At 41.5% G+C, this 24,111-nt stretch carries 23 protein-coding genes and 1 pseudogene; 12 read left to right on the top strand and 12 right to left on the bottom strand.

Annotation, left to right across the window (positions count from 1 at the left end):
* Positions 1-28: 28 nt before the first annotated feature.
* Complete coding sequence (locus tag MKZ26_RS11370) at positions 29-760, bottom strand: tryptophan-rich sensory protein (RefSeq protein ID WP_187046641.1); 732 nt, start codon at positions 758-760, stop codon at positions 29-31.
* Between the two features lie 160 nt (positions 761-920).
* Between MKZ26_RS11370 and MKZ26_RS11365 the strand changes: the two genes are divergently transcribed.
* Complete coding sequence (locus MKZ26_RS11365) at positions 921-2,723, top strand: M3 family oligoendopeptidase (RefSeq protein WP_340766256.1); 1,803 nt, start codon at positions 921-923, stop codon at positions 2,721-2,723.
* A gap of 7 nt (positions 2,724-2,730) precedes the next feature.
* Positions 2,731-3,276, top strand: coding sequence for a GNAT family N-acetyltransferase (locus MKZ26_RS11360; RefSeq protein WP_067205759.1), 546 nt, complete (start codon positions 2,731-2,733; stop codon positions 3,274-3,276).
* Between the two features lie 100 nt (positions 3,277-3,376).
* On the opposite strand, the gene MKZ26_RS11355 is transcribed toward MKZ26_RS11360, so the two are convergent.
* Together MKZ26_RS11355 and MKZ26_RS11350 are read right to left on the bottom strand one after the other, a co-directional pair.
* Positions 3,377-3,952 carry a beta-class carbonic anhydrase gene (locus MKZ26_RS11355; protein WP_067205761.1) on the bottom strand — a complete coding sequence of 192 codons (576 nt, stop codon included), beginning with the start codon at positions 3,950-3,952 and terminating at the stop codon, positions 3,377-3,379.
* 329 nt (positions 3,953-4,281) lie between these two features.
* The gene (locus MKZ26_RS11350) at positions 4,282-5,514 is read right to left on the bottom strand and encodes an aminopeptidase (protein WP_340766255.1); all 1,233 of its coding nucleotides are present in this window, start codon (positions 5,512-5,514) and stop codon (positions 4,282-4,284) included.
* 243 nt (positions 5,515-5,757) lie between these two features.
* Here MKZ26_RS11350 and motA point away from each other — a divergent pair, with 243 nt between their 5' ends.
* Positions 5,758-6,573, top strand: a complete 816-nt coding sequence (gene motA, locus MKZ26_RS11345) for a flagellar motor stator protein MotA (protein WP_067205766.1) — start codon at positions 5,758-5,760, stop codon at positions 6,571-6,573.
* The gene (gene motB, locus MKZ26_RS11340) at positions 6,557-7,315 is read left to right on the top strand and encodes a flagellar motor protein MotB (protein ID WP_067205768.1); all 759 of its coding nucleotides are present in this window, start codon (positions 6,557-6,559) and stop codon (positions 7,313-7,315) included. Before motA ends, motB begins: the two co-directional genes overlap by 17 nt.
* 60 nt (positions 7,316-7,375) lie before the next feature.
* Here the strand turns inward: motB and MKZ26_RS11335 are convergent, their stop codons facing one another.
* From MKZ26_RS11335 to MKZ26_RS11325, 3 genes and pseudogenes are all read right to left on the bottom strand, one after another.
* Positions 7,376-7,597, bottom strand: coding sequence for a DUF1128 domain-containing protein (locus tag MKZ26_RS11335; RefSeq protein WP_067205771.1), 222 nt, complete (start codon positions 7,595-7,597; stop codon positions 7,376-7,378).
* Positions 7,598-7,672: 75 nt separating this feature from the next.
* Positions 7,673-7,977, bottom strand: a pseudogene (locus MKZ26_RS22360) (alanine:cation symporter family protein); the annotation flags it as partial.
* 125 nt (positions 7,978-8,102) lie between these two features.
* On the bottom strand, positions 8,103-9,581 hold the full coding sequence (locus tag MKZ26_RS11325; protein WP_340766253.1) for an alanine/glycine:cation symporter family protein: 1,479 nt from the start codon (positions 9,579-9,581) through the stop codon (positions 8,103-8,105).
* Between the two features lie 222 nt (positions 9,582-9,803).
* Here MKZ26_RS11325 and MKZ26_RS11320 point away from each other — a divergent pair, with 222 nt between their 5' ends.
* Positions 9,804-10,157 carry a YtxH domain-containing protein gene (locus MKZ26_RS11320; RefSeq protein ID WP_340766252.1) on the top strand — a complete coding sequence of 118 codons (354 nt, stop codon included), beginning with the start codon at positions 9,804-9,806 and terminating at the stop codon, positions 10,155-10,157.
* A gap of 52 nt (positions 10,158-10,209) precedes the next feature.
* The gene (locus tag MKZ26_RS11315) at positions 10,210-11,208 is read left to right on the top strand and encodes a YihY/virulence factor BrkB family protein (protein ID WP_340766251.1); all 999 of its coding nucleotides are present in this window, start codon (positions 10,210-10,212) and stop codon (positions 11,206-11,208) included.
* A gap of 120 nt (positions 11,209-11,328) precedes the next feature.
* Here MKZ26_RS11315 and MKZ26_RS11310 read toward each other — a convergent pair whose 3' ends face one another.
* The 3 genes from MKZ26_RS11310 to MKZ26_RS11300 form a co-directional block, all read right to left on the bottom strand.
* Positions 11,329-13,233: a heavy metal translocating P-type ATPase gene (locus MKZ26_RS11310; RefSeq protein WP_340766250.1), complete on the bottom strand. Its 1,905-nt coding sequence runs from the start codon at positions 13,231-13,233 to the stop codon at positions 11,329-11,331.
* A 393-nt stretch (positions 13,234-13,626) separates the two neighbouring features.
* Positions 13,627-15,168, bottom strand: a complete 1,542-nt coding sequence (locus MKZ26_RS11305) for a fumarate hydratase (protein ID WP_340766249.1) — start codon at positions 15,166-15,168, stop codon at positions 13,627-13,629.
* A gap of 29 nt (positions 15,169-15,197) precedes the next feature.
* Complete coding sequence (locus MKZ26_RS11300) at positions 15,198-15,374, bottom strand: SE1561 family protein (protein ID WP_187046647.1); 177 nt, start codon at positions 15,372-15,374, stop codon at positions 15,198-15,200.
* A gap of 598 nt (positions 15,375-15,972) precedes the next feature.
* Here MKZ26_RS11300 and MKZ26_RS11295 point away from each other — a divergent pair.
* The gene (locus MKZ26_RS11295; RefSeq protein WP_340766248.1) at positions 15,973-17,151 is read left to right on the top strand and encodes an MFS transporter; all 1,179 of its coding nucleotides are present in this window, start codon (positions 15,973-15,975) and stop codon (positions 17,149-17,151) included.
* A gap of 103 nt (positions 17,152-17,254) precedes the next feature.
* Here MKZ26_RS11295 and MKZ26_RS11290 read toward each other — a convergent pair whose 3' ends face one another.
* Positions 17,255-18,058, bottom strand: a complete 804-nt coding sequence (locus MKZ26_RS11290; RefSeq protein ID WP_340766247.1) for a polysaccharide deacetylase family protein — start codon at positions 18,056-18,058, stop codon at positions 17,255-17,257.
* Positions 18,059-18,106: 48 nt separating this feature from the next.
* Entirely contained in the window at positions 18,107-19,015 is a 909-nt protein-coding gene (locus MKZ26_RS11285; RefSeq protein WP_340766246.1) for a TIGR01777 family oxidoreductase, read from the bottom strand.
* A gap of 108 nt (positions 19,016-19,123) precedes the next feature.
* Between MKZ26_RS11285 and recX the strand changes: the two genes are divergently transcribed.
* Positions 19,124-19,936, top strand: coding sequence for a recombination regulator RecX (gene recX, locus MKZ26_RS11280; protein WP_340741421.1), 813 nt, complete (start codon positions 19,124-19,126; stop codon positions 19,934-19,936).
* The gene (locus tag MKZ26_RS11275; protein WP_149582467.1) at positions 19,926-20,258 is read left to right on the top strand and encodes a YfhH family protein; all 333 of its coding nucleotides are present in this window, start codon (positions 19,926-19,928) and stop codon (positions 20,256-20,258) included. The genes recX and MKZ26_RS11275 overlap by 11 nt, the downstream gene beginning before the upstream one ends.
* A gap of 193 nt (positions 20,259-20,451) precedes the next feature.
* Here MKZ26_RS11275 and MKZ26_RS11270 read toward each other — a convergent pair whose 3' ends face one another.
* A complete protein-coding gene (locus MKZ26_RS11270) occupies positions 20,452-21,435 on the bottom strand; it encodes a metal-dependent hydrolase (RefSeq protein ID WP_340741422.1) in 984 nt (327 codons plus the stop codon).
* A gap of 327 nt (positions 21,436-21,762) precedes the next feature.
* On the opposite strand from MKZ26_RS11270, the gene mutY reads away from it, so the two are divergent.
* From mutY to MKZ26_RS11255, 3 genes are all read left to right on the top strand, one after another.
* Positions 21,763-22,827 carry an A/G-specific adenine glycosylase gene (gene mutY / locus MKZ26_RS11265; RefSeq protein WP_340767644.1) on the top strand — a complete coding sequence of 355 codons (1,065 nt, stop codon included), beginning with the start codon at positions 21,763-21,765 and terminating at the stop codon, positions 22,825-22,827.
* Positions 22,827-23,573, top strand: coding sequence for an enoyl-[acyl-carrier-protein] reductase FabL (gene fabL, locus MKZ26_RS11260; protein ID WP_067205809.1), 747 nt, complete (start codon positions 22,827-22,829; stop codon positions 23,571-23,573). The genes mutY and fabL overlap by 1 nt, the downstream gene beginning before the upstream one ends.
* Before the next feature lie 63 nt (positions 23,574-23,636).
* Positions 23,637-23,948: a gamma-type small acid-soluble spore protein gene (locus MKZ26_RS11255; RefSeq protein ID WP_340766245.1), complete on the top strand. Its 312-nt coding sequence runs from the start codon at positions 23,637-23,639 to the stop codon at positions 23,946-23,948.
* Positions 23,949-24,111: the final 163 nt, after the last annotated feature.

Raw genomic sequence — 24,111 nt, 5'->3', positions numbered from 1 at the left:
CTGCCCAATGTGGGAGGACGGCGATTTTTTATTTTGGTGTGAATGACTTTCGTCTGAAGAACATGAATCCTGCGATTGTAGCTGCAAGAAATAGGGCTGCAGCAGAGACGAATAGTTCATCTGCACCGTTTTTCACAGTGATACCTATAAATGCCCATATGAAGACAGCACTAAATGCTATATCCGCGTAATGGTATAAAAAATGAAGTGCAATAGCGGTTGCGATAGTCAAGTAGATGACGGTCCATAGCGGGTCACTTAGTCCCCAACCAGACCATTCATGCAAAGTAAGGACGTAACTGATATTTGCAATGGTCGCGACAAAAACCCATCCTAGATAGACAGCAATCGGAACTCTACCATGAATATGACTATTTTTTATAGAATAAGTAAAATAAATGGTTAACAGTGTTAAAAGAAGAACCAGATTGATAATAATTGTCCATCCGAAGAAACCAAAATGCCAAAGCAAAATCCAAGTGATATTTAATAGGCAGCTGAGCACAAACAAAACTACCCTACGATTGAATAATGCATGATTAATGTTTACTGTGTTGCGCATAAAGCCGTATAACCAGATAGCGAGAAGCAGATAAATAACTGCCCAAATTGAAAAGGTATATCCTGCAGGTGTAAATAGTACCGGTAAACTATTAGAGATTTGCCCGGTTGTTTTTCCATTGATAGGCATTATATTCGCAGCTGCATTGACTAGAACGACCGCAATGAGCGAAAAGGTCATAATTATAATTCTAAACATATTTAAATCCTCCTACTGAATAGTATACAGAGGAATGGTGGAACCTGCGAAGGAAAGTATGAACCTTCCGTCACAATTGCATTATTTCGCATACCGAAAATTCATGTTATAATCAAGTTGTGTTTTTAGAAAATTTTGAATGAATTAAGGGGGAATAATAGTGACGCAAAAAACGTATTCTGAAGTATGGGATCTTGACGTTTTCTTTAAAGGTGGAAGTGGATCGACAGAACTACGGACACATTTGGATAGCGTAAAAGAAAAGTTAGGTTCATTAGAAGAAACGGCTTCTGCATTTGAAGTTCCTCAGTCAGCTGGTGCGTCAAAAGAAGTTGTAAACCTTATTGAATCATTAAAAGAGGTTGCACTTGACCTGTCACAGGCAGGTGCCGTTATTGGGTGTTTCCTTGCGGCGGATACAACAGATAAAAAAGCATTGCAACTGCAAGGCGAAACCGGATCCCTTGGGGCACGTTTTTCTACAATCGGGCTTAAAATCCGACAAACGCTGGCAAAAGCAGATGAGGATACATGGAATGGATTAATGGAATCGGATGAACTGAAGGAATTTGCATTTGTACTGAATGAATGGCGTGAAGAGGTCAACCTGAAACTGTCTGAAGAAGAAGAGAGTTTGATCACGTCGCTAAGCGTAGACGGCTATCATGGGTGGGGACAGTTATACGACATGCTCGTTGGTGACATTAAAATCAAAATCGAATTGGACGGAGAAGAGAAAGAACTTTCCGTTGGGCAGGCAAATAACCTAAGTTCGCATGAGAATGCAGATGTGCGAAAGCGCTCATTTGAAGCGTTGGAAGAAGCTTGGGAAGGAAAAGAGGACTTCTTCGCATCTGCATTAAATCATATTGCGGGTTTTAGGCTTGAAGTATACAAAAAACGTGGTTGGGATTCAGTATTGAAAGAGCCACTCCTCCGAAATAGAATGAGCGAAGAGACACTTGATGCAATGTGGGGAGCAATTGGTGTAAATAAAGCCCCGTTTGTAGAATACTTGCACGTCAAAGCGAGAATGCTAGGTACTGACAAAATGAACTGGTATGACATTGATGCGCCAGTTACAGCATCAACAAAGAAGATGTCGTATCAAGAAGGTGCAGAATTCATCCTAAAACACTTTGGAGAGTTTGGTCCTGAATTGGAAGCCTTTTCTCGCCTGGCGTTTGAAGATAGCTGGATCGAAGCGGAAGATCGCCCAAATAAACGTCCAGGTGGTTTTTGTACGGGTATGCCAGCATCCGAACAATCCCGTATCTTCATGACTTACAGCGGAACAATGTCGAACGTTGCAACACTTGCCCATGAATTGGGTCACGCGTTCCATTCATATGCACTGCGTCCAGTCCATTGGATGAACCGCCAATATGCGATGGGCGTAGCTGAAACGGCATCGACATTTGCAGAGATGATTGTCGCAGATGCTGCTGTAAAAGCCGCGGAAACGAAGGATGAAAAGATTGCATTACTGGAAGATAAAATTCAACGTAGTGTTGCATTCTTTATGAATATCCATGCGAGATTCCTTTTTGAGACGAGATTTTATGAAGAACGAAGAAATGGCATCGTGTCGGCTGAAAGATTGAACGAGTTAATGGCAGAAGCGCAGAAAGAAGCATACGGAGACGCTCTTAATACGGTCCATCCACACTTCTGGGCGTCGAAACTCCATTTCTACATTACGGGCGTGCAATTCTATAATTTCCCGTACACATTCGGCTATTTGTTCTCCCTTAGCATCTATGCAAAAGCTTTAGAAGATGGAGAAGGATTTGAACAGAAATATATGGCGCTTTTACGGGACACTGCGGTTATGAGTGTCGAAGACCTTGCGATGAAGCATCTTGGTGAGGATATTACGAAACAAGAGTTTTGGGCAAAAGGCGTAGCGTTATGCATAAAAGATGTTGAGGAGTTCTTGGAACTTACTTCGGTAAAAGGGTGAATATGAATTGATTTTGCTTGAAGGGCAAACTTGTTATTTACGAATATTGACAGAGGAAGACGCATTTAGCTTCACGGAATTACTTAGCGCTAATAAAGAATACTGGTCTATTTTCGAACCGCGGCACGAAAGTAGTTATTTTACCGTGGCTGTCCAAAGAGAGAAAATAAGGGAGTCAATTTACCAAATGCGGGACCGAAGGGAATATAACTTCGGTATCTTCGAAAAGGCAACAAGTAGGCTAATTGGTCATATCTCACTTTACAGTATTAAAAGACTTCCTTTTTCCAGTGGTTTTGTCGGCTATTCAATCGATGAGCGTGAAACGGGTAGGGGAATTGGTACGGAAGCGGTTCGTCTTGTTACTAATTTTTCATTCGATAAAGTCGCTTTACATCGGATCGAGGCATATGTCTCACCCCGTAATAGCGGCTCGTTAAAAGTACTGGAGAGGTCTGGGTACTTCCAAGAAGGACTGCTGCGCAAACTCCTTTATATCAATGGTGTCTGGGAAGACCATTATATCTACGCTATTGTGGAGGATGATTTTTGAAAGGGTAAGACCGCATTGCGGAAATTAATAGCTAAAATAAAAAGCCGATTCCTGTAAATAGGAATCGGCTTTTGTTTATTTCCCGGGAAATGCGTCGATTTTAATCATTGGAATTGTGCATATAGCCATCTATGATGATATCGAGCTTCCCAGTATTAGGGTGGACGACAAGTCCGTGAACGGCTACTTTTTTGTCCATAAGGGGATGATTTCGTACAGCATCCACACTCATCTTGACGCTTTCCGTCACATCGCCAAACCCATGTAACCAATCTTCCATGTCTACACCGGAGTACTTGAGAGTTTTAAAGATATTTTTATCAATCCCGCGATGGACCATTTTTTCTATAATGAGACCTGTATCGACAGCACTCATTCCACAATCGTGATGCCCGACAATGTAAACTTCATCAGCTTGCAAATCATAAACTGCTACAAGCAAGCTTCTCATAATGCCGCCAAATGGGTGTGTGACGACTGCACCGGCGCTTTTAATAATTTTAGCATCGCCATTTTTTAAGTTCATCGCCTTAGGCAACAACTCAGTCAGTCTTGTATCCATACATGTTAATATTACAATTCGCTTATCGGGAAACTTTGTTGTTGCGTATTGTTCATATTGTTTTTCAGCTACAAATGTATCATTAAAATCAAGTATTTCTGAAAGAATTGTCATCGTATACTCCCATTCTGTAAGTTTTTATTTATCATACTTGAAAATATGTAAAAAGAAAAGAGCTGCCTAAAGGCAACTCTTAAAAGTTTGTGTCTGGTTTTGGATCAATTGTTGAAGAATCGGCGGAAATCATAGCCGAAGACAGAAAGTGCATTGTGAACATAGCTGTTATACCAAGGCAAACCATAAAGCCGATAACTGTAGTGAACATCAAGCCCATATATATGACCCCTCTCAAAATTATTAGTTTAGGTACTATCATCAGTATACAGTAAAAACCCAAATTATTTAAGGGGTTCATGAAATGTTTCACCTAATTGTGACGATTATTAGAAAGCCCAGTTCCCATGGCTGAACACAGGTTCTGAAGAGCCATCATCATTAATTCCATCAATATCCATTTCCCCAGAACCAACCATGAAGTCGACATGTGTGATACTTTGGTTTAAACCATGTTTTACAAGCTCTTCACGTGCCATCGTTTTGCCACCCTCAATACAAAATGAATAGGCACTGCCGAGCGCAAAATGATTCGATGCATTTTCATCGAACAATGTATTATAGAAAAGCAGACCCGATTGGGAAATCGGTGAAGCATGTGGAACAAGTGCGACTTCACCAAGATGTTTTGCACCTTCATCTGTATCAATTAGACGTTGCAAGACTTCTTCACCTTGTTCGGCTGAAATCTCAGTTACACGTCCATCTTTAAATGTTAATTTGAAGTTATCGATGATATTGCCACCATAGCTTAGCGGTTTTGTGCTTGATATAAAGCCGTTGACGCCCGTTTTTAGAGGGACAGTGAATACTTCCTCTGTTGGCATATTAGCCATGAAAGTATCTCCCTTCTCATTGACGCTACCGGCTCCACACCACAAGTGACCTTCGGGCAATTCAACAATCAGGTCAGTACCTGGCGCTTTGTAATGAAGTTTGCGGTATCTTTTGTTATTTAAGTAATCGACTTTGGCATGCAGTTGGTTGTCATGATTGATCCACTCTTGCACTGGGTCTTGCTTGTCTGTACGTACTGCTTTAAAAATTGCAGTCCAAAGTGCCGAAATCTGTTCTTCTTCTGGGAGCTCTGGGAACACTTTTGCTGCCCATGCTTTTGAAGGGGTGGCGATGACTGTCCAGCTGATTTTATCAGACTGTACATACTGCCGATATTTGTCGAGTGCCTGTCCAGTGGCTTTTTGTGAGTCGGCAATGCGCGATGGCTCAATTCCTTTTAATAAGTCAGGACTTTGGGACACGATACTCATGAATGCAGCACCTTTTTCTGCAAGTGTTTCGCGTTCCATTACTTTCCATTCAGGGAATTCAGCAAAAGAATCAGCTGGAGCTTTTTCATAACGCAGTCGGGAAATCGTGTCATCGGACCAATCAACAAATACTTGACGTGCACCCGCATCATAAGCTTTTTCAGTTACAAGACGGACAAATTCCGTTGTTTCTGTTGAAGCACTGATATAAAGGTATTGATTTGGTTGAATATTGACCCCAACCTTTACTGCAAGTTCAGCATAGCGAGATAATTGTTTTTCGAAAGTAGACATAAATAAAAACTCCTTCCTCTATCTTCTATAATAGTACCAATTTATAGGCCCGGCCTGCAACGTCAAATGTATTGAAAAAGTTAATCTTCGCCTCCACGGATTGTTAGTTTAGCCATTAGGGTTTTTACAGGATAAATTGTGACAGTATGAAAACTTGCATATATTTATTACTTCTGTTCACCTAAAGAATAGGCCGGAGATGCCGAAATAAGAAGAAGAATGGAATACTTGGAGGGTCAACTTATGGATTTATCAACAGTAATTGGTCTAGTATTAGGGTTTGTTGCGCTTCTTGTCGGTATGACGATGAAAGGTGTCCCGGTAGATAGCTTATTTAATATGGCAGCTATACTAATAATACTTGTAGGAACGCTTGCGGCTGTTATCATTGCCTTTCCAATGAATGAGTTGAAACGTGTACCCAAATTATTTGGCGTGCTTTTTAAAGAACAGAAACTTGCTTCCGATTCCGATATCATCCGTATGTTTTCAAGTTGGGCAGATATTGCGCGACGTGAAGGACTATTATCGCTTGAAGCAAAAACAGACGAAATTAATGATCCATTTTTGAAAAATGGATTGGGCCTCGCAATTGATGGGCAAAATGCCGATTATATCCGTGATGTGCTAAGTGAAGAAGTGGAAGCTATGGAAGATCGGCATTCTGCCGGAGCACAAATATTCTCGCAGGCGGGCACATACGCACCAACACTGGGTGTTCTAGGAGCAGTCGTAGGTCTTATTGCAGCACTTGGGAATTTGAATGATATCGAGGCGCTTGGTCATGCGATTTCCGCAGCATTTATTGCGACGTTGCTTGGTATTTTTACTGGATATGTGCTTTGGCATCCATTTGCGAATAAATTAAAACGTAAATCGCACGAAGAAGTAAGACAGAAGAAAATGATGATTGAAGGGGTCCTCTCCGTTCTTGAAGGGGAAGCACCGCGTGTTATTGAGCAGAAGCTGTCCTCATATCTGTCTGCGGAAGAACGCAGAAAGCTGGCCGTTACAAAGAATAGCGATAAGGGGGATGGGGAGTTTGTCGAAGAGACGTAAGAGAAAAAAGGATGACCACCATATAGATGAGTCATGGCTGTTGCCATACTCCGACCTTATGACTCTTCTTCTCGCGTTATTCATCGTACTATTTGCCTCAAGCTCGGTAGATGAAGTCAAACTTAAACAGATGTCAGCAGTGTTCAGTGAAATATTTGATGGTGGACAAGGTGTGATGGATAATGCAGCTCCTACACCTGTGCCGATACCGAAGGATTCAATTGGTACCAACAATGAGAATACATCCTATATAGAAGATCAGAAGTCACTTACTGAAATTCAAGATAGAGTAGATGAGTATATTGCAGTGAATGAACTGGAGAATCAGTTCGAAACCAAACTGACGGATGAAGGGTTATTAGTGACAATTAGAGACAGTATCCTCTTTAGTCCAGGAATGGCAGATATCAATCCTGAATATATAGGGATTGCAGATGATATTGCGGAACTTCTTGTTTTTGACCCACCTCGTCATATCGTCGTCACTGGCCACACGGATAATGTTCCGATTGGAAATGCTCAATTTCAATCGAACTGGGAGCTTAGTGTAATGAGAGCGGTGAATTTCTTGAAAAGTATTGTGAGAAATGAAGAGATCAATCCACTTTTATTCAGTGCGAAAGGATACGGCGAGTTTCAGCCAATCGAATCAAATGAAACAGCTGATGGAAGAAGTAAAAACCGTCGGGTAGAAGTATTGATCCAGCCACTTGTACTAGAAGATGGAACTGCATTTGAATAAATTTATCCAAAGAAAAAAGATTCACCGGTAAATTCATACCGGTGAATCTTTTTGGATTGCTTAACTTCTTAGCGTACCAAGTTCAGCTGCAATTGCCTGCATTTCATTTGGTGTAATGTTAGTGCGTTTCATGACCATTTTGTACATATAGTACAAATCATCATATTTAGATGTGCTGAAATTCTCCGGATTCATAGCGGCTGAATTAACCATACGAAGTTTTTCAGTAATTTTGTCAATCATATAAGAAACATTTTCTGGTGTTGGGTTAGATAAATCCATAGTATAGTCCACCTTTCGATAAGCTTTGGACCTATCATTTCATTATTCTCCCGGACTGTCAAATAGAATTGGAAATCAACCTCGTTTTGCGGCTTCTCTTTCCTCTTTGAGTTTTGCATTGAAGCGTTTTGTTTCAAAGACGATGACCCCAGATAACCCGAGAAGTCCAATTAAGTTTGGAATTGCATTAAGTCAGCGAATAACCAAACAGCATCAAGGGTTGCTGTAGCACCTACAAAGATGACTCCTATGAATACGATACGGTAGTAAATCAGAACCATAGGATTTGGGAACAGATATTGGAAACGTTTCTCTCCGTAATATGCCCACCCGAATATTGTTGATGTAGCAAGGAATAGCAATCCAATTGCAACAACACCAAGTCCTGTAATCCAGTGCGGAACACTAAATGTTAAATTACTGTTAAAAAGATAACCGTTTCGACGAGAAGGATAAGCAAAGGCGGTAGTTTTTCTTTTTCCTAAATCAAGATATTAAAATCCCCTCAGCTTGATGATTTCTCTTTGTCTTTGACATCATCTGGTCTCTTGTAACCATCTTTCCAAAAATCGGCGTTTTTGATCCCGTATTTAGTTGAATTGAACTCTGGATCTTTGCCTTGCTTAAGTTGTTCTTCGTAATCTTTTAGAGCGATATTAGCTGGCTTAAATAGTAATAGAATCGCAATTAAGTTCAGCCATACCATAATTCCGAGTCCGATATCACCCATTGCCCATGCTGTTGAAGCTGTTTTTATTGACCCTAGGAAAATGGATCCTAGAAGGACGAATTTTAAAATGATGAAACAAATTCCCCTGTATTTCCCACGTACTAGGTATGCTAAGTTTGTCTCAGCGATATAGTAATAAGCATAAATGGTTGTGAAGGCAAAGAAGAATAAGGCAATGGCGACGAATCCTGCACCGAATCCTGGGAGGACCGTATCAACTGCTGCTTGTGTATAACCAGCTCCTGGTTCGACACCTGGAATGTTTTCAACAATTGTTTGCCCCGTTTTTTCATCGATAACATTGTATTGTTGGGTAAATAATATCATCATGGCGGTTGCTGTAACAACTAAGAATACATCTAAGTAAATTGAGAAAGCTTGTACAAGTCCTTGCTTCGCTGGGTGGGAGACTTCCGCTGCCGCTGCTGGGTGAGCGCCTGTACCTTGACCCGCTTCATTCGCATATAGACCACGTTTTACGCCCCACATGACCGCTGAACCAATAATACCACCAAACATTTGGTCTGCTCCGAAGGCACTTTTGAAAATGAGTGCAAAAACTGCTGGTACATCTCCAATATTAGCTCCAATTACAATAAGCGCAACGAGTACATAAGCAAGTGCCATAAAAGGAACGACCCATTCTGCTACTTTTGCAATCCGTTTAACGCCACCGAAAATCGTGAAACCAACAAGTCCGACAACAATTAAACCTGTGACTGTCTTGTCAAGACCAAAAGCATTATGGATACTGTCTGCAATTGCATTTGACTGTATGCTTGGCATCAAGAAAGCCATTGCAACGAGTGTTGCCACCGCGAATACGACCGCAAACCATTTCCAACCAAGTCCTTTTTCAATGTAAAATGCGGGTCCACCACGATACTCTCCATCTTGCTTTTCTTTATAGATTTGAGCAAGTGTCGACTCTACATAAGCTGATGTTGCCCCGATGAAGGTAATGGCCCACATCCAAAAAATGGCGCCAGGACCACCAAAAGCAATACCTGTTGCTGTACCAGCGATGTTCCCTACCCCAATACGACCTGATAGAGACATCACTAACGCTTGGAACGAAGAAACACCTGCGGCGGAACCCTTTCCTGAGGACACAAGTTTAATCATTTCTTTGATGAGTCGAATCTGTAAAAACCTTGTTCGAACACTAAAATAAATGCCACAAAAAACGATGAATCCAATTAAAATAGGACTCCAAAGCCAACTAACGATTGTGTTAACAATTTGATCGAACAATTAGACCACTCCTCAAATTTGATTTTTCGTGATTTAAACACACCTACTTTGCGGAATCCTCACGTCCTCTCAGTCTCTCTAATTCGTCAACCTTAATGTCAATATTCCGAAAATTAACAGCTTTCGTCAAGCTTTATTTTTTTAAATCCGACAATTTGTTTGTATTTCCTTTAGCTGGGGTATAATTGTATATGCGAAAGAGTTTGAATTGGAGGGCTTATAATGGGTAACAGCAAATTTGGTACGTTTATTATTGTTGGTGCACTTACGGGTGCGGTTGTAAGTATGTTCGATCGGAGTACGCGGAAACATATCGTAAAGAAATCAAATAATTGTATATCAGAAATGAAGTATTATGCGAAAAATACTGATGTGCTAAGATGGAAATTGGAAGAGAAGAAAGACAAGTATAAGTCTGTCTTTGAACAACTATCGGACGATGCATCATATCTTAAAGCACAAGTAGAAGAGTTAAAAGCACTTACGCCACAAGTTAAAGGTTTAGTCATGGACACGAAGGATGCATTTGTTGAATCGAAAGATGAATACAAGTCAATTGTTAGTGAAGCACCATAGGAATATAGTGTCGGTTTTAAAAGTAAACTGTATTGAAAGGGGTGACGAAAGTTTGAAGAATGATGAACGTTCAACACCTACACCGATCCAAGAAGAGAAAACTAGCAAGTATAAGGAGAAGATGGATGGCTTTATGGCAGACTCCGCAGCCATGAAGTTTTTGGATGATGTAAAAGAAGGTGAACTTGAGCAATTTGATGTCACGACAACAAATGGATTTTTCAAAGAACTGCTTGTCCGGATAAAAAAAGTCGACGTGACGGGCATTGGCTCGCAACTCGCCTTCTTTTTCCTTTTGTCCCTATTTCCCCTACTAATCTTTATAATGACATTGTTACCTTATCTAAACTTTAACCAAGCGGAAGTTCTCTTATTGATTCGAGACTATGCACCAGAGAGCGTTGCTACGCTAATCGAGGACACATTAAAAGAAATCTTGCAAAACCGCAATGGTGGTTTACTATCATTTGGGATACTTGCGACGGTGTGGTCAGCATCTAAAGGAATGAACGCATTGACGAAAGCTTTGAACCGATCTTATTTTACGGAGGAATCACGTTCGTTCATCGTGGCCCGCGGTATGTCGGTTGTCTTTACTATCTTACTCGTCGCCGTGTTGGTAGTCGCCCTTGTATTACCAGTGTTCGGGCAACAGATTGGCGTACTAGTATTCTCTTATATGGGACTTGAAGAGGGATTCATCACTTTGTGGGGGAGTCTGCGCTGGGTATTGCCGCCTGTACTAATCTTCTTCGTATTTTCACTTATTTATTGGCTGGTACCTAACTTAAAAATTCACTTTATAAGTGTGCTGCCAGGAGCATTATTTGCTACGGTAGGCTGGATTCTGACATCATTTGGATTCTCATACTATGTCAATAACTTCGGAAGCTATTCGGGTACATATGGTAGTATCGGAGCAATTATTGTATTAATGATGTGGTTATATTTCTCAGCTATAATTCTGATACTGGGCGGACAGCTGAATGCCGTCACATTTGAGAGGACTCAGTTGAAAAGAGCAAAAGCAAAAAGCAATGCAGTCATGTAACAATGACGCATTGCTTTTTTTCTATATATGTTGAACGAGTGAATACCTATATAAACGGAGCGAAGGCGCCTTACAAGGGGATCTCTATTCCAATTATATCGTTAGAGAGATATAAATGAATTATTCAATGTGATTCAGCATCCTAAGCCCGTTTAAAATGACAAGGATAGTGCTACCTTCGTGGCCGATAACGCCAAGCGGCAGATCAACGACTTGCAGGAAGTTTGAAACAATTAACACCAAAATGATTGAAATGGAGAACAAGACATTCTGTTTCACAATCCGCTGCATTTTACGAGATAACTTGATGGCATAAGAGATACGTCTCAAGTCATTTTGCATTAGAACGATATCGGCTGTTTCAAGTGCAACATCGGTACCTTCACCCATTGCGATACCTGATGTTGCGGTAGCAAGTGCAGGTGCATCATTGATCCCGTCACCGACCATACCTACGTTTTTGTAGTCGATCAGGAGGCGTTTCAAATGATTGACTTTCATTTCCGGCAGACATTCTGCAACGTATGAATCGAGTCCGGCCTGTTTCGCAATAGCAGCAGCAGTTTTTTCATTATCACCTGTTAACATGATTGTTAAAATGCCTGATTTTTTCAATTGTGTGATGGCCTCGATGGCCTCGGGGCGCAACGAATCTCTTAGTGCTGCCGCAGCGATAATACCTTTATCATCTTTCATGAAGATAATTGTTTTACCTTCATCGGCAAGAGAGAGTGCGACGCCTTGCTGAAATTCCTCTGTCAATTCTTTGCCGACAAAACGTGGATTTCCGACGAGAAATTCTTGTGTATCAATAATTGCCCGGATACCGTGGCCAGGTACATCTTTAATGTGAAGATTTCGGTCTAAGGTTATTCCTTTATTGACCGCATATTTTGTAATCGCGACAGCAAGTGGATGATTCGATTGGGATTCAATACTTGCAAGCATCGTTAGTGTTGCATCTGGATCTGCGCCATCACGTACATAGAAGTCTGTGACAATTGGTTTACCGTTCGTTAAAGTACCGGTTTTATCAAAAGCAATCGCTTTAAGTGAACCCAAATGCTCTAGATGGACACCGCCTTTGAATAGAACGCCTTTCTTTGCTCCGTTAGAGACCGCGGCAAGTGTCGCTGGCATAATAGATGCGACTAGCGCACACGGAGATGCAACGACGAGCAGGACGATTGCCCGATAGAGCGTAGTCATCCAATCCCATCCAAACAAATAATGAGGCACAACCATCATGATTAGCACCATGATGATAACGGCTTTTACATACGTTCCTTCAAATCGCTCTATAAATTGCTGTGAAGGTGATTTCTCACTTTGGGCACTTTGAACAAGTGTAATGATTTTTTGGAAAAGTGTTTCAGAACTAGGCTTTGTCATTTTTATTTGGATAGCACCGCTTAAATTAACTGTACCGGCGAATAGTTCGTCGCCGATTTCTTTTGTGACGGGAATAGATTCTCCATTAACGGCAGACATATCGATGGAAGAAACACCAAAAGTGATATTCCCGTCGACCGGAACCCTTTCGCCTGGTTTGACGAGTAGAATGGATCCGACCTTTAGGGAAGAGGTTGCCACTTTGATAGCAGTACCATCTTCTTGAAGGAGCCACGCCTCTTCAGGCTGTAATTCCATAAGTGCGGAGATTTCCTTATGGCTTTTATTTAGCGTGTAGCTTTCAAGCGCACCACTGAGTGCAAAGATGAAAATAAGGACCGCTCCCTCCGCCCAGTATCCAATAAATGCAGCACCGATTGCTGCGAACACCATTAGCATCTCGACATTCAGTTCCTTGTCATTAATCGTATCTTCAATACCTTCCTTCGCTTTGGCGAATCCACCTATAATAAAGGCAGTGATATAGAGGGGGACAGAAAGGGTTTCCAATCCGTACTTACCACTTATCCAAGCTGTAAGAATTAGTGCACCTGATAGAATCGCAGCAATCAATTCAAGATGTGCTGGCCATGTTATAGCTTCTTTTGGCTGTTGTTCAGTGAGAGTAGTCACAGTTATTACCTCCTAATTGATAATGATAGTCAATTTCAAATGGCTCATTAAAGTATGAAAGTCGGTTCCCATTGATGGGAACCGACTAATGTTGATAGATGATAATTGATATCAGTTGATAATTATTATTGTTAATAACCATAGTATATCCAACTGGAAAAGAAATAGATACTATTTTGTATTGAAGGTTGGGATGAGGGAGTTAGTAGTTAGTGAGGCTTACCGCAGATTATTCTAGTTCTGTCGTCCAGTTCGGTGGATTGGTCATAGAGTTTTTAGACTGTCGTATAGATTTCCGCAAGTTCGCTCTACTTCACGGACTATTAACCAACGTCTAATTAAAAAAAGGCATCTTATGCCGGGATTACTCCGACATTAAGATGCCTTACTCAATTAGCTAAAAACTTTTTCTTTAAACTGAGACAGTTTTTCAAGGGAAGACTTGTCGACATCAGCATGCAAGCTGTTGCCGTGCGAGTCCATCGTCACAACTGCGGTGAAATCTTTAACGCGCAGATGCCACATTGCTTCAGGGATACCGAATTGAAGAAGGTCGACACCCTCGACTGCTTTAATACAGTCGGCATAATATTGCGCAGCACCACCAATTGCATTTAAGTAGACGCCGCCATGTTCTTCTAAAGCCGCCAACGTTTTCGGACCCATACCGCCTTTACCGATAACAGCACGCACTCCGAATTTTTTCATGATGTCGCCTTGATATGGTTCTTCACGGGCTGATGTTGTGGGTCCCGCAGCTTTGATTTCATAACTACCATCTTCATTTTTCATCACAACCGGGCCACAATGATAAATGATTTGTCCATCAAGATCGATAGGTGAGTCATTTTCTGATAAATATTTATGAATCGCATCACGACCTGTGTACATCATTCCGCTGATTTTGACAACATCGCCGACATTTAAATCACGGATCTGTTCTTCTGAAATTGGGGCCATGAGCTCGACAGTACGTGCAGTTTGTTTCGCTTCGTCTTGGTTATTATCATCTTGTTCGAAAGCGATTTTTTCCCCATCATTGTAATGCCAGTTCGTAATATTACCAGATCCAGCATCGATATCCACAGCCATGCGGCGGTATGCCCAACAGTTATACGCTACAGAAACATAGAAACTTGCAGGGATCCGGTGCATAACGCCAATTTTACAGCCGAGAAGGGTAACCTCGCCGCCGAAGCCCATTGTACCGATGCCGAGTTTGTTTGCTGATTCCAGGACATACTCTTCAAGGTCAGCAAGTTTCGGATTCGGATTTAGGTCGTCTACTTCGCGGAAAAGTTGGTCTTTCGCAAGTTCGTAGCCCGAAGCGCGGTCTCCGCCGATTCCGACGCCAATGAAACCCGCAGAACACCCTTGCCCTTGGGCTTGATAAACAGAGTGTAAAATACATTTACGGATGCCATCAAGATCGCGTCCAGCACGACCAAGTCCGTCGAGTTCTGCAGGTAAGCTATATTGAATGTTTTTATTCTCACAGCCGCCGCCTTTTAGAATCAGTTTCACTTCGATATGATCTTGTTCCCATTGTTCAAATTTCACAACGGGGACACCTGTGCCAAGGTTATCTCCGCTATTATCACCTGTCAGTGAGTCGACAGAGTTTGGACGGAGTTTAGTGTCTTTTGTGGCTTGTACAATTGCGCGCTTAACAGCTGCCTTGATTTCAATTTGGTTGACTCCAACTGGTGTTTTGATTTTAAATGTTGGCATGCCGGTATCCTGGCAGATTGGCGACATTTTTTCATCAGCCATATTGATGTTTTTTGTAATCGTCTCAAGACTCATTGCTGCCCGTGTACCGGCATCTTCTAGCTCTTTTGCTGCAAGGATTTTTCGACGCACATCTTTTGGAAGATTCGTGGAAGTTTCGCAGATGAGATCATACATGCTTTTTTCAAGTTGTTCTATGTACATTCTCGATTTCCCCCTGTAGTTATAGCCTGTTACTTATCTAATTTGATTTTTTCCATCTGTTCTTCAAGGTCGTCTAGCAAACTTATTAGCTGATCGATTTCCTGAAGGTCAGCTGTTTCTGGTTCAATTGTATCCAGCGTTTCAAGAAATTGATGAAGCCTAGTTTTTAATCCTTCAACATGTCCGTTATTTTGTGCTTTGTCCAATCCGTACACCTCTTTTCATTAGTATAATCGTAAACGAAAAAACGGAATTTATCAATGAAGGGGAATAGAACCTTTTCAAGTAGTTGAATATTCTTTTTAACATAATCTTTACAATACATAATCTATGTGCTATGATTCATTTAATCAAACGAAAGGGAGGATGACGGTAAGGGTAATCACAACGGAAACCAAGGAGGTTGAGAACTTTAATTAAAAAAAAGAAAGCTCAACAATGTAGGTATCGTTATACCCAAATTTAGTCCTGTGGAGGTGGAGTCTCAAAAAAATACAGACAGCGTTAGTGATTGCTTGAATGTAAATGTGAGAAGTAAACATAAAATTATAGAAAGGTAGCGAGAACAGGTTAAAGACGAAGTGAAAGAATTTAAGAAGGAGGGGATTCGTAAGTGTCCGCTGGCAGTGTGCCAGGAGACTAATACGACTTATGCAGATGGAAAGTGAAGGTTCAATTCATACGTAAAGGCTCAGCCGTAATCTGACAAACAGATATGGACTGGGCCTTTATATTTTTTTGCGTAATCACCGTTTTCATGTGCTAAAATTATACAATGATCTTTAAAGCAGGGAGCGGTTATTCATGGATACTTTTTCACAACAAGAGAAGCGCCGTTTTTGGATACTTGTTATTATTGTCTCGATTTCTGGGTTTTCACAAGGCATGCTGTTGCCGCTTATTTCGGCCATCTTCGAAAAGGATGGCATTTCGAGTTCAATGAATGGTTTGAATGCTACGGGTTTATACATAGGAACGTTACTTGTTTCACCGTTTATGGAGGCGCCGCTCCGGCGTTTTGGCTATAAGCCAATTATTGTTGGGGGCGGCATGCTTGTTTTTATATCGTTACTGCTGTTCCCATTATGGAAAAGCGTCGTGTTTTGGTACGTACTTAGGTTGTTTATTGGCATCGGGGACCATGCACTTCATTTTTCAACTCAAACATGGATTACTAGTTTTTCACCGCAACAAAGATTGGGTCGAAATATTGCGATTTATGGTTTGTCATTCGGCGTCGGATTTGCGGCGGGTCCCTTATTCGCGCCACTTGTCAATGTGTTTGAAGGCTTACCGTTCATTGTATCGGGATTACTGTGCATGCTTGCATGGTCGCTAGTCTTCATGCTGAAAAATGACTTCCCGGATATTATGAAAGGAAAGTCCGATAATGAACGACTTTCCGCACGATTTAAAGGAACAATGGCTGTTGCTTGGCTCGCTTTTCTAGGGCCATTTGGATACGGTTTTCTTGAGTCAACACTTAACGCGATGTATCCGGTATATGCGCTCAGAAATGGAATTGAATTTACATCTGTAACAATTATTCTAGCCACATTTTCTGTAGGAGGGATTATTTCTCAGTTACCTCTTGGGATGCTATCCGATAAGATAGGAAGAAGACCTGTCTTTCTTGTTGCACTTGGAGGTGGATCAATCTCGTTTTTCATCGCAAGTACTATGGAAACATCTACAATCGCTGTTATAGCCATGTTTTTCGTTGCTGGACTCTTTTCAGGTTCTATTTTTTCCCTTGGTATTTCGTACATGTCCGATTTGACACCGAAGCATCTGTTACCGACGGGGAACTTGTTATGCGGAATTTTCTTTAGCTTAGGCAGTTTGACAGGTCCATTTCTGGGTGGTCTCTTCCTAGAGTTTGATGCGGGGTTTAGTTTCCTACTGCTGATTTCATTGTTTTTGGCTGTGTTGTTCGTTGTTTCTTTTATTGGGAAACTGAAGCAACGCCCGATTGCAGCATAAGAAAAAGCGTCCAATAATGGACGCTTTTTCTAAGCTTAGGAAACTATAAAATCACGTACTGTGGATAAGCTGCGTTCCTTATTAGGCGCTTGCGCTTTTGTTTTTACCTCAAAATAGAGTTGACGTTTTCGTATTCCAAAACAAGATCGTCAAGCGTTTGGAAAGTATAACCTGCTTTCTTGGCGTCTTGGATAAAGGAAGGTAAAGCTTGTGCGTTATCAGGCGAAACTGTGTGCATTAGAATGACGGCGCCAGGATGTAGCTGTTTCATTAGTTCACCATAAGCAAAGTCACGACCTTTGGGTTTGTCGGCGTACCAGTCAATGAATGCGACTGACCAGAAAATATGCCTGTATCCGAGTTCGTTGCCTTTGGCGAGGACTTTGTCATTGAATACGCCTTCAGGGGGCCTAGTGTAGTATGTCCGTTCGAGTCCGGTTACTTCATTCAACAGTTTGTCGAATTTAGTCCATTCTTCTTCCATTCTCTGTTCGGATAGATTGGCCAAGTTCGGGTGTCCATACGTATGGTTGCCGATTCCATGGCCTTCCGCAATCATCCGTTTGACGAGGGGAAGAGCACTTTTTAAGTAATGTCCCGTGAGAAAGAATGTCGCCGGAGCGTCCTCATTTTTCAATGTATCTAAAATACTTTCCGTATAGCCGTTTTCGTAGCCGTTATCGAACGTCAAATAGACAATTTTTTCGTCAGGCTTTCCTTTATAAATGGCCCCATGTTTATCGAGCATTGAATCAAGTGCAGCGCCAGCACTAGGCTGGATACCACCTGTAGCTTTCTTGAAGCCCCAATGAAATTCATCTGCCTTAGCTGAAAATGGATTAAAAACAAAACCTACCATTACAATAAAAGTTGCTAATAAAATACCTGGTCCATGTTTTTTTATCATCAAAAACGCACCTTTCCTTTTAGGGTAGGATGCGCAGATGAAGCCGAACTATACGTCTTTATTGTACAAATCATTTAGTGCAGACTCTAGCGTCGGAAAATAAAATTTAAAACCGTTGTTCAGTAGTTTTTCGGGTAAGACATGCTGACCTTCTAGAACGAGTGCGCTTTTTTTACCAAGCACTATTTTCATTATGAATGAAGGAACTGGTATCCAGTGTGGTCTATGTAACACTGAACCGATTGTTTTACCGAAGTACTTCATTCGTTTGGGAAAGGGTGATGTGACGTTTACGGGTCCGTATATTTGTGGATTGCTGAGTGTAAAAGCAATTGCATGTGCAACATCTTCTATATGCACCCAAGATACCCACTGATTGCCCGTGCCGACTGGTCCGCCCGCAAATAATTTGTACGGCAGTACCATAAGTGGCAATGCTCCGCCGTCTATTCCGAGTATGACCCCAAATCTCATAAGTACGACGCGTATACCCTCAGATTCGACTGATACTGCTTTCTTTTCCCAGTCTGTTACAGTCTGACCGAGAAAGTCGTCCGCATAATCCAGTGATTCTTCTGTGTAAACATTATCTTCTGATGCTGGATAAATACCAATTGCGCTAGCGTTTACAAGTACAGCCGGTTTTGTTTGCAAAGCGGAGATGATACGTAGTAATTCATCGGTTGCTTCCATTCGACTTGCGTAGATTTGTTTACGATGTTCAGCGGTCCAACGCCCCTCGTTGATGGATACGCCGGCAAGGTTGACGAAGGCATCAGCTGAAATAATTTCATTTTCCGGATAAGTATCTTCCTGAAGCCATTTAACGTATTTTATATTGCCATCAATTTTACTATCTTTTTTGGATAAAATGATGATTTCATGGCCTTCATTCAATAAAGTATCCGTTAATTTCTGTCCGACAAAACCAGATCCACCTGCAATGACGATTTTCATTTTCCGACACCCCCATTAGGATTCTATACCCTATATTGAGACCAATTAAGCTGAAGCACAAGGACGGAACATGTATACTAAAAAGAAAGCAAGGGAGGCGTGTTAAAGGTGCCTGTTATTACTAAAATATCACAACAGAAAAAAGATCTCGAACGATACAATATTTTCCTAGATGAAAAGTATGCATATAGTGTCCACGAATCGGTGCTTGTCAAATTCGGTTTAACGAAAGGGATGGCCCTTGAAGACTGGTCGATTGACGAGATGGTCTATGAAGATGAAATCCGGAAAGCATTCAACCGAGCACTCCATTATCTTGGGTTCAGAATGCGCAGTGAGTTTGAAGTGAAGAAAAAACTTTTGGAATTAGGATATGGGGAAGCAATTGTACTAGAAGCACTCGTGAAGTTGAAAAACCTTGGATTTCTAAATGATGAAACCTATTCAGATGCACTTCTTCAAACACGGAAAGATTCATCTGGTCAAGGTCCCAAAGCAATTCAGCAAGAGATGCATAAAAGAGGGATAGGGAAGGAACTACAGATCAAAGTGCTTGAATCTTATTCGGAAGATGAACAGCTTAAAATCGCAACGAAACTTGCAGAGAAGACAGCGAATTCAAACCGCTCTGTAGCCCCAGCTCAATTAAAACAAAAAATCCAAAATGCATTGCTTCGAAAAGGGTATTCCTTCGACCTTATTAAACAAGCACTTGCGACTATTAATTTCGAGCGCGAGGAAGATGAATGGACATCCATCGCCGATTCAATAGGAGAGAAAGCATGGCGTCGCTATAGCTCGAAATTTAGTGGAAGGACCTTGAATGACAAAGTAAAACAGGCGATGTATCAAAAGGGTATCCCATTTGAGCAAATTGATCATTTCATTGATAAAAAGGAGAATGAAGAAGATGGAGATTGAAAAAAAATATAGTGCAATGACAGAACATGAATTACGTACAGAAATCGGACGACTGCGTGAAAAAGCGCGCAAAGCCGAACAATTGGGCATCCTTAATGAGTATGCGGTGTACCAACGAAAAATGGTTATGGCACAATCTTATCTAATTGACCCAAGTACAATTGTGCCTGGTGAAATGTATCGGATTGACGGGGACGAAGGAATGTTTTTTCAAGTCGACTACTTAAAAGGACGTTTTGCCTGGGGTTACAGACTTGGGGGCGAACGTGCAGATGAGGCGCTACCGATTGCCATGCTAAAATCAGTAAAAGAAGGTAAATAAGAAAAGCGTAAGGCGCCGTTTAGCCCCGACAAGTAGGAGGGATGCAGTTCAATCCCTCCCTGCTGGAAGTCTTGATGATAAAGGCGTACTTTGCCTTTTCAGCGAGACTGAAGCGACTCGAGGGGCTGGCGTCTGGAGTCTGGAGTCTAGACATCAATCCATATAGAGAAACTTGTATTTACTTACCTTCGTGTCATGAGTTAGGTGCAAAGTTGAGTTTTTTGCGTAACTTATCCTCGGAGAAAATCCATCCTGTATATGAATTGATGACGTTCAGTTCCTTGTCAATATGTGCAACAGCAACAAATGGGTAATAGCCTTTGCTACGGTAACGAAGATCGATTAAGCGTACTTCACAGATGTCATCGATGTAGGTAATAGACCATCTGTAAATGGGTGAAAATGATGTGAAAGCTTTAATGTTTTTATCGCCCATTGCCACATCAATTTCAGGGGATTTTGGCATAGGTTCCCGTTTAAAGCGATCGTAAATATTAACAGATCTACCGTAAGCGCGTCCAACATAGTGGCACTCTTTTGATGAAGCAGCTATTCTCCATTGGAAAAAGCGCATTGTCGGTGCGATAATAATTTCCGTCGCATCGGGGACCGTATAAAAGACGGCTTTTTTAACGGCCGATTTGACCGCAAATCGCAATAAATAATAAAAGAATATTATTACGTATGTCGTCAAAATCGTATAGACCGGATTTACCCCCATTGCCCAAATAATTAGCGCGATGGCGTGTAATATGAAAATAATTGGATCGAATGTGTTAATGACTCCGATGGCGACCCACTTGTTGGAAAACGGTCGTAATGCCTGCGTTCCATAGGAATTGAAGATGTCGACAAAGACATGTAGAAAGACGGCTAAAAAGGTCCAAGCCCATACATGTAAGAAGTTGGCTTCTGGGACGATAAGCGACATAAGTATTGTAATAAGTAGCGGCCATAATAATACCGCGGGAATCGAATGTGTAATCCCTCTGTGATGCCGTATGTAGACAGCGTTATTTCTCAATTTTAATACGGTATCGATATCCGGGATAAGTGAACCGACAATAACACTTGCAACGACGGCACCCAGTGTCGCACTATCAGCTAAAACGACAGGATCCGCCAGAGCGAGGCCGCCAAGTGCGACACCCATAACAATATGTGTTCCAGTATCCAAATTATCACTCCTTTTACCTAAACAGTCGTGCCAAGCATTGTATTGACTTTTTTAATCACACCTCGGAGTGATTAAGCCCAGACTTTGAATTGAGCTTGTTCCACTACCTACAAAATCTGTGACATCCGGGCCAACAAGGAGGAATTGCAGTTCATTCCTCCCTGTAGATTCGTTCGTATTCATCTCGCCACTTAATAGAGTGGGAGACTTCTGTAGCTGACGCTTCGCTTTCAGTACAAAAAGATTTGCTGAATGAAAGTTAGAAGCCATATACATATCAATACCCGTTTATGCTCAATGATAAGCATATGCGATAAGGAGGAAATGATGCAAATAATAGTGAAGAAAGACGAATTTCGCGAAGCGCTTCTTTCCTGGTATCGTCGTGAAAAAAGAGATTTACCTTGGAGAAGAACGTCGAATCCATATTACATTTGGGTCTCCGAAGTGATGTTGCAACAAACGAGGGTTGATACCGTTATACCTTATTATGAACGGTTTATCGCAAGTTTTCCGACGATGGAAGCACTTGCGGGAGCGGAAGAAAACGATTTATTGAAAATGTGGGAAGGTCTTGGTTATTATTCGCGGGCAAGGAACTTACAAGCAGGAGTGAGGGAAGTTGTGTCGGATTATGGTGGAGAGGTTCCTTCCAATCGAACGGAGATTTCCACATTGAAAGGCGTTGGCCCTTACACTGCTGGAGCGGTTCTCAGTATCGCATACGGGGTTCCTGAGCATGCCGTAGATGGCAATGTTATGCGCGTAATATCGAGACTGCTTCTTATAGAAGAAGATATTGCAATTCCGCGTACAAAAAAGATTTTTGAAACGGTGGTCATGGATTTAATAGACCAAGAAGATCCTTCCTCGTTCAATCAAGGACTGATGGAGCTTGGCGCGACAATTTGTACCCCAAAACCGAAATGCCTTCTTTGTCCGGTTCGTGACTTTTGTTTAGCTTTCCAAGAAGGTAGGCAAGAAGAGTTACCTATAAAAACGAAGAAAACAAAAATGAAAATTATACCTGTTGCATCATTTGCAATTCAAAATAGTGAAGGTGAGTGGTTAATGCGGCAACGACCTTCGAAAGGGCTACTTGCAAGTTTGTGGGAGTTTCCAATGGTCGAGCCAGCGGATGATAAGACACCACAAAAAATGGCTCATGAACATTTCGGTATCGAACTAGTGGGGATAGTTGATATACTAATTTTCAAACATATCTTTTCCCATTTGACATGGGAGATGAAAAGCTTCAGGGCACGGATTGAAAAGACTGATATAATCCCTGATGGTTACCAGTTTTTCTCGCAGGAAGAAGTGGAAGCGCTGCCGAAACCAGTGCCGGTTTTAAAAATTTGGGATGAAATTAAACGAGGAGGACTAAAATGATGGCTGAAAATAAAGTAGCAATGGTGACAGGAAGTTCAAGAGGATTAGGAAAAGCACTTGCGATTGAACTCGCAAAACAAGGTTATGATATTGTAGTGAATTATGCACGAAGCCGTTCTGCAGCTGAAGAAACAGTGAAAGAAATCGAGGCACTTGGCAGGAGAGCAATTATGATCCGTGCAAATGTCGGTGATGTTAAAAAACTTCGTACGATGTTTGAACAAGTAAAAGAGGAATTCGGCCGTTTAGACGTATTTGTTTCAAACGCAGCATCGGGTGTTTTGCGTCCAATTATGGAACTCGAAGAAACACATTGGGATTGGACGATGAATATCAATGCGAAAGCAATGCTATTTGGCGCACAAGAAGCGGCAAGACTTATGGACAAAGGCGGAAAAATCCTTGGAGTTAGCTCACTTGGATCTATTCGATATCTTGACAACTACACGACAGTAGGCGTTTCGAAAGCGGCAATTGAATCGTTGACTCGCTACCTGGCTGTCGAGCTTGCGCCACTAGGAATTGCTGTTAATACTGTTTCGGGCGGCGCGCTTGATACCGAAGCACTAAAACATTTCCCTAATCGTGATGAATTGCTAGAAGATGCGCGTATTAATACGCCAGCGGGTCGCATGGTTGAAATTGAAGACATGGTGAAAGCGGCGATGTTCCTGATCTCGGCTGATTCAGATATGATTCGTGGACAGACGATTATTGTCGACGGCGGACGATCGATTTTACTGTAAAAAATTCCAATTGAATAAAAAATGACTCCTTGCACATGATAGTTGTACGGAGGTGAAAATCCATTGACCAAAAATAACCCGAATCAAACTGATGCGAACCAAGTACGAAAACAGAACCAAGCATCACAACAACAAAACCGAAATGCAATGAATGAGGAGTTTGCTTCTGAAACTGATGTAAATCAGGTTAAGAAACAAAACCAACAATCAATGCAAAAAATGCACAACCAAAAACAAAATCAAAATGCGATGACTGAGGAGTTTGGTTCCGAAACTGATGTAAATCAAGTTAGGAAACAAAACCAACAATCCGAAGCAAAAAAAACCAATGCTTCTGGACAGCGCTCGAATCAGTTCGAGAACGGTTCGAAATAAGTAAATGGATACCGCCGGCCGGCAGGAGCTTTACGCTTCTGCCGGTTTTTTATGGATACAAATGACGTCATGAATGGAAATAAAAGTTGAAAGGTTTCAAATAGTACCGTTCTGTTGGTATAATGATGAGATAATAATGGCTTCGAAATTTTCCGGCAACCAA

The organism is Sporosarcina sp. FSL K6-6792 (genome assembly GCF_038004885.1).
Lineage (GTDB): Bacteria > Bacillota > Bacilli > Bacillales_A > Planococcaceae > Sporosarcina > Sporosarcina psychrophila.
Note: the sequence above shows the minus strand (reverse complement) of the source record. Positions and strands in the feature narration are given on the sequence as shown.

Coding starts and splice junctions, on each gene's coding strand:
- MKZ26_RS11370 (WP_187046641.1), bottom strand. CDS start 760: ATGTTTAGAATTATAATTATGACCTTTTCGCTCATTGCGGTCGTTCTA.
- MKZ26_RS11355 (WP_067205761.1), bottom strand. CDS start 3,952: ATGACAATTCTTTCAGAAATACTTGATTTTAATGATACATTTGTAGCT.
- MKZ26_RS11350 (WP_340766255.1), bottom strand. CDS start 5,514: ATGTCTACTTTCGAAAAACAATTATCTCGCTATGCTGAACTTGCAGTA.
- motA (WP_067205766.1), top strand. CDS start 5,758: ATGGATTTATCAACAGTAATTGGTCTAGTATTAGGGTTTGTTGCGCTT.
- MKZ26_RS11335 (WP_067205771.1), bottom strand. CDS start 7,597: ATGGATTTATCTAACCCAACACCAGAAAATGTTTCTTATATGATTGAC.
- MKZ26_RS11320 (WP_340766252.1), top strand. CDS start 9,804: ATGGGTAACAGCAAATTTGGTACGTTTATTATTGTTGGTGCACTTACG.
- MKZ26_RS11305 (WP_340766249.1), bottom strand. CDS start 15,168: ATGTACATAGAACAACTTGAAAAAAGCATGTATGATCTCATCTGCGAA.
- MKZ26_RS11295 (WP_340766248.1), top strand. CDS start 15,973: ATGGATACTTTTTCACAACAAGAGAAGCGCCGTTTTTGGATACTTGTT.
- MKZ26_RS11290 (WP_340766247.1), bottom strand. CDS start 18,058: ATGATAAAAAAACATGGACCAGGTATTTTATTAGCAACTTTTATTGTA.
- MKZ26_RS11285 (WP_340766246.1), bottom strand. CDS start 19,015: ATGAAAATCGTCATTGCAGGTGGATCTGGTTTTGTCGGACAGAAATTA.
- MKZ26_RS11275 (WP_149582467.1), top strand. CDS start 19,926: ATGGAGATTGAAAAAAAATATAGTGCAATGACAGAACATGAATTACGT.
- mutY (WP_340767644.1), top strand. CDS start 21,763: ATGCAAATAATAGTGAAGAAAGACGAATTTCGCGAAGCGCTTCTTTCC.
- fabL (WP_067205809.1), top strand. CDS start 22,827: ATGGCTGAAAATAAAGTAGCAATGGTGACAGGAAGTTCAAGAGGATTA.